Consider the following 13701-nt stretch of genomic DNA (forward strand, 5'->3'; position numbering starts at 1 on the left):
GCCGGGGTCGGGGCTTGCCGGGGTAGAGCCGTTGCCGGGGTCGGGGCCTCAGCGCGGTTCCAGCACCTCGAGCAGATCGTCGCGCCCGAACATCGCGGCCGTGTCCACCGCGGTCGGATGCCCACCCCGGGGGTCGGCGCCGCCGGCGACCAGCGCACGCACCACATCGTCCTCGCCCTTGAACACCGCGCCGGCCAGCGGGGACTGGCCGCGGTCGTTGAGCCGGTTGACATCGGCGCCCCGCTCGACGAGGGCGGTCACCGTGGGCGCGTGCCCGTGGTAGGCGGCGAGCATGACCAGGGTGTCGCCCTTGTCATTGGTCAGGTTCACCGGCACGCCGGCGTCGACGTAGGCGAGCAGCGCAGCGGTGTCACCGTCGCGGGCCATGGTGAACAGGCGCGAGGCGAGATCGACGACCCCGTCGCCCGGGACATCCGACTGGTCATTCACCACCGAGATTCTAGGCGCCCGCTGCGAGCGCGACCCGAAAGTGCTCTGTGCGCGGCTCAGGAACGCGCGTACCGTTGCGCATTCGCCTTCGCCCAGACCCTCGCGGGAATCGAGCCTAGGAGTTCGCGAGTGGAAGCATGGGACACAGCGGTGCAGTTCCTGTTGGTGGACAACAGAGCGCAGTCGCTCGCGGAGTCACATCCGCTCACCGAGGACGGGTGGTGCGGCCGGTGCCGCCAGCCCGGATGCACCGCGGCCCAGCTGGCATCCGAGGCACTGGCGGTACTCGCGGAGCGGCGTTCGGCGCCCCGCCTGCATCTCGTCTGGAGTAGCGCCCGCCCGTCCAGGTGACACCAGCTCACCCGTCAGGGACTCGACCGGCCGGTCCGGACGCCCGGAACGGTGAACGCGATGCCCACGACCGGCGCCGATTGCCGCCGCACACGGTTCGGGCGCGGACAGCCCGGGTAGAGCACTCCCAAGGTTGATCAACGAAGACTCGCCTGGGAGGCACCATGTGGACAGCAAGCAAGGACCGACCCAACGCAACCACCGCCGGTGCGACTGTGCTGGTCGCGGCCGCATCGGCGTTGGCAGTGTCGGCGTTGGCAGTGTCGGCGTTGGCGCTGTCGGGGTTGGCACTGACCGGCACCGCCGACGCCGCCCCACCCGCGACGACGACGACCGTGACCGCGGTGTCGGCCGGTGACGTCCACGCGGGCCCCAGCGACAGCAAGCCCGTCGTCAGCCACGTCGTCCGGGACAACTCGTACAAGGCTCAGTGCTGGGCCGACGGTGATCCGGTCACCGTCCAGGGCGTCACCCGGGCCAACTGGGTCAAGCTCCAACTCGACCAGGGCGGCGCTGGCTACGTGAACACCGTCTACCTCAAGGGCGACGAGCACGGCAACGTGCCCAACCACTGCTGAGGCGGGGGCCGTTCCCCCTCGGCGGGACCGGCGAGCTCAGGGCTGGTCCCCGTCGAGTCTCGCGCGTTCCTGATCGGGGTCCCAGTCCACCGCGGTGGGCCAGCTCAGCGCCATCGCCCGCAGTTGCTCGCCGAGCAGCTGGCTGATCGCCCAGTCGCGGTACCACTTGTGGTCCGCCGGCACGATGAACCACGGCGCGGCCTCGGTGTTGCATCTGTCCAGCACGTCGGAGTACGCGCGCTGGTAGTCCGCCCAGAACGTGCGCTCGGTGACGTCGTCCGGGTTGTACTTCCAGTACTTGGCCGGGTCGTCCAGCCTGGACCGCAGCCGGTTGCGTTGCTCGTCGGCGGAGATGTGCAGGAAACACTTCACGATCCGGGTCGAGCCGGCCAGCTCGGCCTCGAAGCGGTTGATCACGTCGTAGCGCCCCGACCACTCCTCGTCGGGAACCAGGTGGTGAACCCGTACCACCAGTACGTCCTCGTAGTGCGAACGGTCGAACACGCCGATGATCCCCGGCGGAGGTAACTGCCGCCTGACCCGCCAGAGGAAATGGTGCTCGCGCTCCTCGACCGTGGGCTTGCAGAAGCCGTGGTAGTGAACACCCATCGGGCTGACCAACCCCAGGACATGCTTGACCGTGCCTCCTTTGCCGGCCGTGTCCATGCCCTGCAGCACCAGCAACAGGCTGCGCCGGCCACCGGCCCGGCCCTCGGCGTAGAGCATCTCCTGCAGCTCGGCCAACTGTCGCCCGATCGGTTTCGCCAACGACTTCGCGTCCGCCTTGCCGGCGCCGGTGAAGCCGGGCGTCCCCGCGGTGTCGATCGCCGAGAGATCCACCGGCCCGGTGGGTGCCCGCAGCAGATCGCCGAGCCTCGGTGCAACTCCGGACAGCGGCGGCGCGGACCCGCCGCTCTTCTTGCCATCGGCCATCGTCGAAGGCTCGCAGGCACCGCGCCGTCGCGACAATGCGGAGCCAAAGATCACCCGAGCGGACCGCCTGAGACCGGTCCGGTCAGACCGGGCGGGTGAGCCCGATCGCGGCCCGGATCGCGGTGGCGAACCGGTCGGGGTTGAAGTGTGCCGGGTCGGTCAGCACCAGGCGCGCGGCCATCTCGAACAGGGCCACCAGGGTGTGCGCGACGATCTCCGGATCAAGCCCGGCCGGGCCGCCGAGGCTGTCGAGCACCAGGTGGGCGATCATCTCGGCGCGGGCGAGCACCATCGTCCTGGCCTGCTCGCGGGCGGTGTGGAACTGGATCGGCATGTCCGGCATCGGCATCACGATGCAGCGCCACCGGTCGGGGGCGTCGCGCACCGCCTCGAGGAACTCGGCGAGCACCTGCGCGAGAAGCTCCCCCGGCGCCTCGGCGAGGCGTTGCCCGGCACTGTCGGGCAGTACCGCGCGCAGTTGGAGCAGGGCAGCTTCCTGCTCGCGCCGCAACAGCGCGGCCAGCAGCTCCCCCCGGCTGGCGAACTGGCCGTAGATGACCGGCTTGGTGACACCGACCTGCTCGGCGACCGCATCCATGGTCACCGCGTTGTGTCCCCGCGTCACGACCAGGCGCAGCGCCGCGTCGAGCAGCTGGGTGCGGCGTTGCGCCGCGGGCACGCGCGGGGCGTAGGTGCGCCGCTGCCGCCCCGGGGTGGGCGCCGCGGTCATGTCACCAGTCATATCAACGGTCACGTCACTCGTCATGTCACCGGTCATGTCATCTCCGGGCTGTCCTGGCCGATACCGCTCACCCACTGGACAAAGCTACTCTACAGTAGGATATTGCTGTTATTGCTACGGAACAGTAGCAATAGCTCGTGGGCGAGCCGGTTCGCGGAGGCAGCAGCAGTGGAGGCAAAGGTGCACACCCAGCGCGACTCACGATCGCTCTTGCTGGATCCGAATCGCTACGACCCTCAGCACTTCGACGCCGAGACCCGGCGGTTGCTGCGGGCGACGATCGACTGGTTCGAGTCGCGCGGCAAGCGCCGACTGGTCGAGGACTACCACGAGAAGGTCTTCTACTTCGACTTCCTGGAGTTCGTCGCATCCGAGCGTCTGTTCGCCACCTTCCTGACCCCGGCCCGCGACGCGGGCACGAACCAGGACAAGCGATGGGACACCGCGCGGATCGCGGCACTGTCGGAGATCCTCGGCTTCTACGGGCTGAACTACTGGTACCCCTGGCAGGTCACCGTGCTGGGGCTGGGCCCGGTGTGGCAGAGCGACAACACCGCCGCCCGCGAGCGCGCCGCGGCGGCACTGGACGAGGGTGGCGTCGCCGCGTTCGGGCTGTCGGAGAAGGAGCACGGCGCCGACATCTACTCGACCGACATGGTGCTCACCCCGGACGGCGAGGGCGGCTACACCGCCACCGGGAGCAAGTACTACATCGGCAACGGCAACTGCGCGACCACGGTATCGGTGTTCGGGCGGATCGACGGTGTCGACGGCGCCGACGCGTACGTCTTCTTCGCCGCCGACGCCAGGCACCCCAACTACCACCTGGTGAAGAACGTGGTGCCGTCCCAGATGTACGTCGCGGAGTTCGCGCTGCGGGAGTACCCGGTGCACGCCGACGACATCCTGCACACCGGTGAGCAGGCGTTCTCCGCCGCGCTGAACACGGTCAACATCGGCAAGTTCAACCTCTGCTTCGGCGGGGTGGGGCTCGCCACGCACGCGCTGTACGAGGCGATCACGCACGCGCACAACCGGATCCTGTACGGCTCGCCGGTCACCACGTTCCCGCACGTACGCCGCCAGTTCGTCGACGCGTACGCCCGGCTGATCGGGATGCGGCTGTTCTCCGACCGCGCCGTCGACTACTTCCGTGCCGCGAACCCCGAGGACCGCCGGTACCTGCTGTACAACCCGATCACCAAGATGAAGGTCACCACCGAGGCCGAGAAGGTGCTGTGGCTGCTCGGCGAGATCGTCGCGGCCAAGGGGTTCGAGGCGGACAACTACCTGCCGATCGCCAAGATGGACGTCAACGGCCTGCCGAAGCTCGAGGGCACGGTCGCGGTGAACCTGGCCCTGATCCTGAAGTTCATGCCGGCCTACCTGTTCGACCCCCGGGAGCTCGCGCCGGTGCCCACCCTGACCGAGGCGGCCGACGACGAGTTCCTGTTCCGGCAGGGCCCGGCGCGCGGCCTGAGCAAGGTCCGGTTCCACAACTGGCGCGAGGCCTACGCCGACCACGCGCACCTGCCCAACGTCGCGGTGTTCACCGAGCAGGCCGAGGCGTTCGCCGACCTGCTGACCACCGCGACACCGGACGCCGCGCAGCAGGGTGACATGGACTTCACCCTCGCACTGGGCGAGCTGTTCACGCTTGTCGTCTACGGGCACCTGATCCTCGAGCAGGCGCGCCTCACCGATATCGACGACGACCTGCTCGGGGCGATCTTCGACGTACTGGTGCGGGACTTCTCGGAGCACGCGGTGCAACTGCACGGCAAACGCGGCTCGACCGAGGCGCAGCAGAGCTGGGCCCTCTCGGTCATCCGCAAGCCGGTCACCGACAACGACTCTTTCGAGCGGGTTTGGCGGCGGGTGGCCGCGCTCAGTGGCGGTTACGAGATGAAAGCCTGACCATGGTGGCCCGCGCAGAGGAGCATGTGATGCCGACTTCCAGGGGCCGCGCCGACCAGCCGCGCCGCGAGTGGGAGGACTACGGGTTCTTCGGCCCGGACTCGCCGAGCTGGCAGGTGTGGACCGCACCGACCGCGCTGCTCGGGTTCCAGCGCTCGGTGGTGCTCGAGCACTTCGACCCGTTCCTGGCCGCCGCGGTCGCCGACATGTACGGGATCTACAGCGATCCGCGCGGCCGCCTCGACCGCACCCTGGCCTACTTCCTGACCGTCGCGGTAGCGGACGGGCGGACCGCGATCGAGGCGTCCGAGATCCTGATGCGGGTGCACGCCAAGGCCACCGGCATCGAACCGATCAGCGGCCAGCGCTACAGCGCCAACAACCCCGCCTCACAGCTGTGGATCCACGTGACCGGTTGGCACTCGGTCCTCAAGTGCTACGAGATGTACGGCCCCGGACCGCTGTCCGCCGCGCGGGAACAGCGGTACTGGGACGACTGCGTCGTCGCCGCCGAACTGCAGACCTGCAAGCCTTCCGACGTGCCGAGCTCCCGGGCCCAGGTGCGTGAGTACTTCGCCGAGGTGCGGCCGCGGCTGTGCTCCTCCGAGCGCGCGGAGCGGGCCATGCACTACCTGCTGCGCACCCCCCGCGCGCAGGGCAAGTTCTCGCTGTGGGCCGGCAGCCGGCTGATGGCGCGCTCGACGATCGCCACGCTGCCGAGGTGGATGCGCCAGATGGGCAGGTTCGAGCAGTCCGCCGCCGTCGACCGCGCCATCCTGGCCCCTACCCGCGCCGCGATCCGCGCCACCGGCTCGCCGAGGGCCAAGCTCGCGATCCTGCGTGGCTACGCGCCGATGACCGGCGGGGTGCTGCGGCAGCACCTGTACGGCGACCCGAGACCGCGCGCCGAGACGATCACCCCCGCCCGGGCGCGCGAACTCTACGGGCCGGCCGCCAAGCTCCGCGCCGAGGCGATGTTCGCCGGTAGGTGACCGCGGGGCGCCGGGCCCGGCGAGCGCGTGCCCGCCCTTACGAGCGCCAGGTTGCCGCCGAGTCGAGCAGACGACCGCCGCCGGCCACCGCCCAGGCGTGACTGGCGAGGAGCTGGTTCAGTCCTCGTCCCCAGTCGAAGTCCGCGTCGGTCAGGGTGGCCGCGAACCCCGCGCCGAGGTCGGCACGTCGCTGGGGCGCAACGGTCGGGCCGAAGTGCTCGTCGAGCCAGGCCCGCTGACAGGCCTCGTAACCGGCCGGCGTGGCGGATCGGTCCGCTCCTTGCCACCCGCATTCGCACGCCGGCAGATAACCGGTGAACGTGCCGCTCGTGCAGCGGCTCACGTCGGTCCAGATATCGCTTCGAACTCCGTCACGATAGCGGCCGGCCACATAACCCTCGTGGTCATCGGTCACTTCGTCGGCCCCCGCACCGATGAAGAACATCCCAACATGGTGCATCGTGTGGGTGACCGACAGAAGGACGGGATCGTCCGTTCACCGGCCCGTGGCGACGAGCGGCGACCTACCCGAGCCGAGTTGTCGACGGACCTGGGGTGAGCCCTACCGAAAGCCTGGGGGCGGCACCACTCACCTCGGGGGATCACACCATCGTTCCCGCGCCGCCGCGCTGCGACCCTTCTCGCGGAAGGCCCGACACCCCACAACGAACACCCAGAGGAAGACCATGAGATCACGCGGCCCGATCCTCACACTCCTCGTCGTGGCGGTGCTCGCCGGAATCCTGTTGGTCGCCAACATGACCCGGGGCCCGTCGGCCGGCACCGCCAACCGGGCGGCCGCCGCAACCAGCTCGGTGGCGCCCGCCGCCGCGCCGGCGGCAGCTCCGGCCGCGGCCCCGCCGGGGACCGCAACCGAGGCCGAGGCCGAGGCACCGGACGCCGCCACCGGGGACGCCCCCGAGGCGACCGGGCCGGCCGCCGCCACCCCGTTCCCCGCACAGGCCAAGTACACCGGCTACACCGACGGCAACCACGCCGCGCTCGCGGTGACCGTCCGGGACAACAAGGTCTCCGCGTACCTGTGCGACGGCAAGACCATCGAAGCCTGGTACCAGGGCAGCAGCGCCGGCGGGAAGCTCGACGCCAAGGGTCGGGGCGCCAACGCGCTCACCGGCTCGCTGAGCGGCGGGAAACTGTCCGGCACCGTGTCCGCCGGCGGCAAGTCGTGGACCTACACCGCCGCACCCGCCGCCGCGCCGGCCGGGCTGTACCGGTCGAAGACCCCCGCCGCCACCACCGGCTGGGTCAAGGACTCCAACGGCCAGGTGACCGGGCTGGTGAACGCCGGTGGTGCGCTCCGGCCGGCGCCGGCACTGGATCCGGCAACCGCCCAGTCCGTCGAGGGCGGCGACACGGTCGTCGGCCAGTGACGCACGTCGGCCCCGGCGACAGAGGAGCCCCAGTGACGCACGCCGACCACCCCGCACGGGAGTCCCCGGTCACCCAGCAGCTCGCCCCGGACCCGAGGGCCGCCGGCATCCTGGTGCCGCTGCTGATCGGCTGCCTCGTCGCGCTGCTGCTCGGGGTCTACGGCGGCCTGCACGAACCGACCGGCTTCTCCGTCAACGTCACGGGCTTCAGCAGCGGCGCCTACGCCAAGGCCTGGCTGACCAGCCTCGCCGCGCTGCTCGCCGTCGTGCAGGTCGTCTCGGCCCGCATCATGTACAGCGGGAGTCCCTCGCCCGCCTGGGTATCGACGCTGCACCGCTGGTCGGGCCGGATCGCGGTGCTGCTCACCGTGCCCGTCCTGGTGCACTGCCTGTTCGCGCTCGGCTTCCAGACCTACAGCCCCCGCGTCCTCGCCCACTCACTGTTCGGGTGCGTGTTCTACGGCACGTTCGTGTCCAAGATGCTCTCGCTCAGCCGGCGCGGTGTGCCCAACTGGGCGGTACCGGTTCTCGGCGGTGTCCTGTTCACCGCGCTCATCGCCGTCTGGCTGACCTCGGCCGTCTGGCTCTTCGGCGCCAAGGGCCTGCACTCCTGAGCCGGCGGGTGGAGCTCCCCGGTCGGGGAGCTAACGTCCCGGGCATGGCTCTCGACCCCACACTGGACCGACTGATCCGGGACATCCCGAAGGTGGAGCTGCACCTGCACATCGAGGGCACCCTCGAGCCCGAGATGGTGTTCGAGCTCGCGGCCCGGCACGGCGTAGCCCTGCCGCACTCCTCGGTGGGCGCGTTGCGGGCCGCCTACGAGTTCGGCGATCTGCAGTCGTTCCTCGACCTCTACTACGCCGGCTGCGACGTGCTGCGCGACGAGTCCGACTTCCACGCGATGGCCCTCGCCTACTTCGAGCGCGCGCACCGCGACGGCGTGATCCACGCCGAGCTGTTCTTCGACCCGCAGACCCACACCGGCCGGGGGGTGCCGATGGAGGTCGTGATCGGCGGGCTGCGCCGCGCGATGGACGACGCGCGGAGCCGCTACGGCATCACCTCGGAGCTGATCCTCTGCTTCCTGCGGCACCTGCCCGAGGAGGACGCGTTCGCCACCCTGGACCAGGCCCTGCCGTTCCTCGACCAGTTGGTCGGCGTCGGGCTCGACTCGGGTGAGCGCGGCAACCCGCCGTCGAAGTTCGAGCGGGTGTTCGCCGCCGCCCGCTCGCACGGCCTGCGCCCGGTCGCGCACGCCGGTGAGGAAGGACCGGCGTCCTACGTGCGCGAGGCGCTCGACCTGCTCGGCGCCGAGCGGATCGACCACGGGGTGCGCTGCGTCGAGGACGATGGACTGGTCGAGCGCCTGGTGCGGGACCAGGTCGCACTCACCGCCTGCCCCCTGTCGAACATCAAGCTGCGCGTGTTCCCGGAGATGGAGCAGCACAACCTCGTCGCGCTGCTCCGCCGCGGCCTGCGGGTGACCGTGAACAGCGACGACCCGGCCTACTTCGGCGGCTACATCGCCGCCAACTTCCGTGCCGTGGCGCGGGCGCTGCCGATCGGCGCCGCCGACGTGCTGCGGCTGTGCGAGAACGCGGCCCGCGCGGCGTTCGTCCCCGACGCCGCGCGGGCCGACCTACTGGCCCGGATCAGGGGCGCGGTGCACTAGCGCTTCGCTCAGACCTTGCGGGCGTATCCGAGGTAGGTGACCAGCGGCGAGCCGTCCGGGACCCGGACGAAGTCGACTATCGGCGGGATCTGCTCGTCCGTGATGGCACCGCGCCGGCGGGCGAGCACGGCCTTGAGCAGGCTCGCCGGGTTCCGAGGCTTGAAGTCGCAGACGTCCTCGTTGCGCAGCCCGTGCCTGGCCAGTGCCTCGCCCAGCTCACCGGGTCCGCGCAGCCTCGACGCCGCGTAGCGACCGGGCGGCATGATCCGGGTGAGCGGGAGTCCCTGGAAAACGACCAGGTAGACCAGGCGGGCCAGCAGGGTGCGATTGACCGTGTCGTAGAAAAGAACCCCGCCGGGCCTGAGCGTGAGCCGCGCCTGCTCGAGCACCCGGTCCAGCTCCGGGGTGATCTCGAGCGTGTCGGCGAGGTAGGCGACGTCGAACGTGCCCGCCGGCACGCCGAGGTCCTCCGCCGGCGCGGTCGGTCCGGTAGGCGATGTCCGGTCCGTCGTACCCGGTCGCGGCGCCGGCCAGCTCGGTCGCCCTCGGCGAGGGGTCGACGGCCAGCACCTCGAAGCCGAGCCGTGCCAGGCCTCTCGGCAGCACGCCCCGGCCACCGCCCACCACCAGTGCCCGGCCGCCATCCGGGCTCAGCCCTAGGTGGGCCATGGTCGCCTGGACGTACTCCAGGCGGACGGCCTGGAACGACACCGCTCTGAGCTGGCGACCGTCGATCGCGTCGGGCGATGCGGAGTCCAACTCGATACGCAGGGTGCCGACCACGGTTGCGTCCCCCAAAGACCTAGTCCCGTCAGTGAACTTAGCCTAGTGGGTCCTGCCAGTGAACTGAGTTACCCTGAGTCGGCCCACCGGGACGGCTCTGGGGAGGGACGAGCGCGTGCAACGCACCAGCTTTGCGGACATGCACTGCTCGATCGCGCGGACGCTCGAGATCGTCGGCGAGTGGTGGACCCCGCTGATCCTGCGTGACGTCTACCTCGGCCTGCACCGCTTCGACGACATCGCGGAGAACCTGCGGATCTCCCGCAACCTGCTGGCCCTGCGGCTGAAGCACCTCGTCGACCAGCACATCGTGGAACGCCGCCCCTACCAGGACCGCCCGGCCCGGTACGAGTACCACCTGACGCCGGCCGGCCGGGAGCTGGTGCCGGCCCTCCTGGTCCTGATGCACTGGGGCGACCGCAACGCCACCCCGCCCGGCGGCCCTCCGGTCCGGCTCGTCCACGACTCCTGCGGCGAGTCGTTCACCCCGGAGGTGACCTGCTCGTCCTGCGGTGCCGAGGTCACGGCGGCCACGGTCACCGCCCGCCCCGGCCCGGGCGCCGCCGCCGGGCCGGGGACCTACGTACTGCACCAACGGGAACACGCGGGCCGGTAGCTTCCGGCCGCGGGGTACTGACGATCCAGCCCGACCGATCCAGCCCGACCGATCCAGCCCGACGACCACCGGAGCGGCTTCATGTTCGACGGATTCGACACGCTCGACGTCGAGGTCGATGACGGCCGGGGCCAGCCGTTGACGATCCACGGCGTCACCCGCGGCGAGGGCCCGCCGGTCCTGCTGCTGCACGGGTACCCCCAGACCCACGCCATCTGGCACGAGATCGCGCCCGAGCTCGCCAGGGACCACACCGTGGTCGCCACCGACCTGCGCGGCTACGGCGACTCCGGGCGGCCCGTCTCCGACCAGGAGCACAGCCCGTACGCGTTCCGCGCGATGGCGGCCGACCAGGTCGCCGTGATGCGCGCCCTCGGCCACGACAGGTTCGCCGTGGTGGGCCACGACCGGGGGGCGCGGGTAACCCACCGGATGGCGCTGGACCACCCCGACCAGGTGGAGCGGCTCGCGCTGTTGGACATCCTGCCCACCGCGCACGTGTACGGCACCGTCGACCAGACCGTGGCCACCGCGTACTTCCACTGGTTCTTCCTGGTCCAGGCCGAGGACCTGCCGGAACGCCTCATCGCCGCCGATCCGCTCTACTTCCTGCACCGGCTGCTCGCCGGCTTCGGCGGGTCGCTCGACATCTTCCACCCGGAGGCGCTGGCTCGTTACGAACGCGCTTTCGCCGACCCGGACGTCCGGCACACCATGATCGAGGACTACCGGGCCGGCGCCTCGATCGATCTGCGGCACGATGCGGAGAGCGCGGCCGAGGGCCGGGCCATCACCGCCCGCACGCTCGTGCTCTGGGGCGGGAAGGGCCTGGTGGGTGCACGCCCCGGGGAGAACCCGCTCGACGTCTGGCGCAGCCGGGCCAGCAAGGACTCGCTGGTGACCGGCCGCGGCCTTCCCGGCGTGGGGCACTACCTCCCCGAGGAGGGCACCGAGCAGGTCCTCGCGGAGCTGCGAACCTTCCTCGCCGAGCCGTAGCGCTGGCCGACCCGCCCCGTCACCGACAGGGCGGCCCTGTGTCGACCCTGGCGTGTCCATCGTCACCGAGAGCAACGTCAGTCCGGTAATTTTCGCCAAGAATCAGACTCACGTCGACCTCGACGCGGCCCACCCTCAGACAGCGGTTTGATTCACGTTGTGGGCACCGCGGACCGTCGGCGTCGGTGGCCTGGCGATAACTTGCCTTCGACCTCGCGCACCTTGCGTGGGCATCGCGCACCTCGCACGGTGTGCGACGTCCACGGGAGATGCGCGACGTGATGTCGCAAGGTGCGCGAGAAGCACACAAGGTGCGCGAGAAGCACGGAACGTACCTACCGTGCGCGAGGTCCACCGGACGTGCGCAACGTCCCCGCCGGGAAGCCCGGCAGCCCGCCGACCCGGCGCGTCGGCGGCCCGCCGACTCGGAGCGCTAGCCGACCTCGACCGGCTCGGTGTCGCCGGTGTCGACCGCCTTGCCGTGGCGGAGGAAGAACGCCAACACCACTCCGCCCAGCGTGCAGATCCCGGCGATCAGGAACACGTTGCTGTAGGCCTGCGCCTCGACCTCGACATGGAGCTGCTGCCACAGCGAGATCAGGCCGGCCGGGCCCTGCTGCTCCATCGTGACGATCCGCGGGTCCATCCCGGGGCCACCGGACTGCAGCAGCGCGGAGCGGTCCGCCATGAACTGGGCCTGCTGGGCGGTGGCGACGGCGGTCAGTACGGCCAGCCCGAGCGCGGAGGTGACCCGCTGGGTCAGGGTGTTGAACGCACTGCCCGCGTTGACGATCGACGGCGGCAGCGACGAGATGCCACCGGTCATGATCGGCATCATGGCCAGGCCGATACCGGCGGCCCGGATCATCATCCAGCCGATCAGCTCGGGCCGGGTCATGTCGATGTTGATCCCGGTCAGCAACAGCGTGCCGACGCCGCACAGCAGCAACCCGATGACCGCGGGCCAGCGCGGACCGATCCTGTCGTAGATCCGCCCCGCGGTCGGCATCATCACCGTCATCACCAGGGCCTGCGGCAGGACCGTCCAACCGGTGTTCATCGGGGTCAGGTTCTGGCCCTCCTGCAGGAACAGCGGCACGTAGAACAGCACCGCGAACAACCCGATCGACAGAATGCTGATCAGCAGCAGCGAGTTCACGAACGGCCAGTGCGCGAACACCCGCACGTTGAGCAGCGGCTCCTTGACCTGCAGCTCGATCACCACGAACAGTGCGAGCAGGTTCACCGCCACCGCCACCAGGATCAGCACCCGGTAGCCGGTCCACCCCCAGGTCTGCCCCTCCGACAACGCGAGCAGGAGCGCGAACAACCCGGTCGCGATGCACAGGAACCCCGGCAGGTCGAAGCGCCGCCCGGCCGATCCGCCGAACTTCGGCAGCACCACCATTGCCGCGATCGCACCGAGCACACCGATCGGCACGTTGATGTAGAAGATCAGCCGCCAGTCCACGTACTCGACCAGATAGCCGCCCAGCGTGGGTCCGACACCGGGCGCAACCACGATGCCGAGCCCGTACAGGCCCATCGCCGCGCCGAGCTTCTCCCTCGGCACCATCCGGTAGAGGATCGTCAGGCAGGTCACCGGCAGCACCCCGGCGGGAACGGCCTGCAGGATCCGGAAGATGATCATCGCGTTCAGGTCGCCGGCCATCCCGCACAGCGCGGAGAAAGCCCCGAACCCGATCAGCGCGATCAGGTACAGCCGCTTCAGGCCGAGCCGCTCCCCCAGCCAGGCGCTGGTCGGCACGATCACACCCAGACACAGCGTGTAGGCGGTGCTGACCCACTGGATGTCGTCGGTCGAGGCACCGAACTGCTTCTGCATGGTCGGGATCGCCACGTTCACGATGCTCGTGTCGAGCACCGACATGAACATCCCGATCACGACCACCGCGAGCGGCAGCCCCCACTTCGCGCCCTGCGCCGGCCCGGTCGGCGCCGGGGACACCCGAGGCGGCGCCGGCGGCCGCCGGGCGGGTGGTGCCGGAGCCGGGCGCGGAGCCGGCGGGGCCAGCACCAAACCCCGGGCGCGCGTCTCACCGTCCGCCCCCGACCGCCCGTTCAAGGAACCGAGGTCGAAGCCCGCTCTGTCCTCGACCCGGGCGTCCTCGACCCAGGGGTCGAAACCGCCGGGTCCTCTGGAGTCCGCACCTGCCATACCTCGTACACATACTCTTAATGTGCTTATTTAGCAATGCGAACCTACTGTCCGGGTGGGGACGTCCCGCTCCCCCGCGCTCGAGTCGGCCACCACCG

Annotated in this window: 14 protein-coding genes; 8 read left to right on the top strand and 6 right to left on the bottom strand. The window is 70.3% G+C overall.

The window, feature by feature from the left end; all coding sequences use genetic code 11:
* Window positions 1-48: 48 nt before the first annotated feature.
* Window positions 49-387, bottom strand: coding sequence for an ankyrin repeat domain-containing protein (locus tag ACTXG6_RS36060; protein ID WP_445190193.1), 339 nt, complete (start codon window positions 385-387; stop codon window positions 49-51).
* A gap of 578 nt (window positions 388-965) precedes the next feature.
* Here ACTXG6_RS36060 and ACTXG6_RS36065 point away from each other — a divergent pair.
* Window positions 966-1379: an SH3 domain-containing protein gene (locus ACTXG6_RS36065; RefSeq protein WP_445183799.1), complete on the top strand. Its 414-nt coding sequence runs from the start codon at window positions 966-968 to the stop codon at window positions 1377-1379.
* Between the two features lie 36 nt (window positions 1380-1415).
* On the opposite strand, the gene ACTXG6_RS36070 is transcribed toward ACTXG6_RS36065, so the two are convergent.
* A complete protein-coding gene (locus tag ACTXG6_RS36070; RefSeq protein WP_445183800.1) occupies window positions 1416-2312 on the bottom strand; it encodes a PPK2 family polyphosphate kinase in 897 nt (298 codons plus the stop codon).
* An 82-nt stretch (window positions 2313-2394) separates the two neighbouring features.
* On the bottom strand, window positions 2395-3090 hold the full coding sequence (locus ACTXG6_RS36075) for a TetR/AcrR family transcriptional regulator (protein WP_445183801.1): 696 nt from the start codon (window positions 3088-3090) through the stop codon (window positions 2395-2397).
* Between the two features lie 174 nt (window positions 3091-3264).
* Here ACTXG6_RS36075 and ACTXG6_RS36080 point away from each other — a divergent pair, with 174 nt between their 5' ends.
* Entirely contained in the window at window positions 3265-4971 is a 1707-nt protein-coding gene (locus tag ACTXG6_RS36080; protein WP_445183802.1) for an acyl-CoA dehydrogenase, read from the top strand.
* Between the two features lie 29 nt (window positions 4972-5000).
* Complete coding sequence (locus ACTXG6_RS36085) at window positions 5001-5963, top strand: oxygenase MpaB family protein (RefSeq protein WP_445183803.1); 963 nt, start codon at window positions 5001-5003, stop codon at window positions 5961-5963.
* A gap of 37 nt (window positions 5964-6000) precedes the next feature.
* On the opposite strand, the gene ACTXG6_RS36090 is transcribed toward ACTXG6_RS36085, so the two are convergent.
* On the bottom strand, window positions 6001-6408 hold the full coding sequence (locus ACTXG6_RS36090) for a hypothetical protein (protein WP_445183804.1): 408 nt from the start codon (window positions 6406-6408) through the stop codon (window positions 6001-6003).
* A gap of 241 nt (window positions 6409-6649) precedes the next feature.
* Here ACTXG6_RS36090 and ACTXG6_RS36095 point away from each other — a divergent pair, with 241 nt between their 5' ends.
* The 3 genes from ACTXG6_RS36095 to ACTXG6_RS36105 are packed head-to-tail and all read left to right on the top strand — an operon-like array spanning window position 6650 to window position 9029.
* Complete coding sequence (locus tag ACTXG6_RS36095) at window positions 6650-7354, top strand: hypothetical protein (protein WP_445183805.1); 705 nt, start codon at window positions 6650-6652, stop codon at window positions 7352-7354.
* Window positions 7355-7386: 32 nt separating this feature from the next.
* On the top strand, window positions 7387-7968 hold the full coding sequence (locus tag ACTXG6_RS36100) for a DUF6529 family protein (protein WP_445183806.1): 582 nt from the start codon (window positions 7387-7389) through the stop codon (window positions 7966-7968).
* A gap of 44 nt (window positions 7969-8012) precedes the next feature.
* Window positions 8013-9029: an adenosine deaminase gene (locus ACTXG6_RS36105; RefSeq protein WP_445183807.1), complete on the top strand. Its 1017-nt coding sequence runs from the start codon at window positions 8013-8015 to the stop codon at window positions 9027-9029.
* A gap of 8 nt (window positions 9030-9037) precedes the next feature.
* Here ACTXG6_RS36105 and ACTXG6_RS36110 read toward each other — a convergent pair whose 3' ends face one another.
* Complete coding sequence (locus ACTXG6_RS36110; protein ID WP_445183808.1) at window positions 9038-9673, bottom strand: methyltransferase domain-containing protein; 636 nt, start codon at window positions 9671-9673, stop codon at window positions 9038-9040.
* A 254-nt stretch (window positions 9674-9927) separates the two neighbouring features.
* Between ACTXG6_RS36110 and ACTXG6_RS36115 the strand changes: the two genes are divergently transcribed.
* Both ACTXG6_RS36115 and ACTXG6_RS36120 read left to right on the top strand, forming a co-directional pair.
* Window positions 9928-10428 carry a winged helix-turn-helix transcriptional regulator gene (locus ACTXG6_RS36115; protein ID WP_445183809.1) on the top strand — a complete coding sequence of 167 codons (501 nt, stop codon included), beginning with the start codon at window positions 9928-9930 and terminating at the stop codon, window positions 10426-10428.
* A gap of 81 nt (window positions 10429-10509) precedes the next feature.
* Window positions 10510-11424, top strand: a complete 915-nt coding sequence (locus ACTXG6_RS36120; RefSeq protein WP_445183810.1) for an alpha/beta fold hydrolase — start codon at window positions 10510-10512, stop codon at window positions 11422-11424.
* A gap of 433 nt (window positions 11425-11857) precedes the next feature.
* On the opposite strand, the gene ACTXG6_RS36125 is transcribed toward ACTXG6_RS36120, so the two are convergent.
* Window positions 11858-13603 (bottom strand): MDR family MFS transporter, encoded by a 1746-nt coding sequence (locus tag ACTXG6_RS36125; RefSeq protein ID WP_445183811.1) that lies wholly within the window; start codon window positions 13601-13603, stop codon window positions 11858-11860.
* Between the last annotated feature and the right edge of the window lie 98 nt (window positions 13604-13701).

This window comes from Pseudonocardia sp. Cha107L01 (assembly GCF_052566575.1).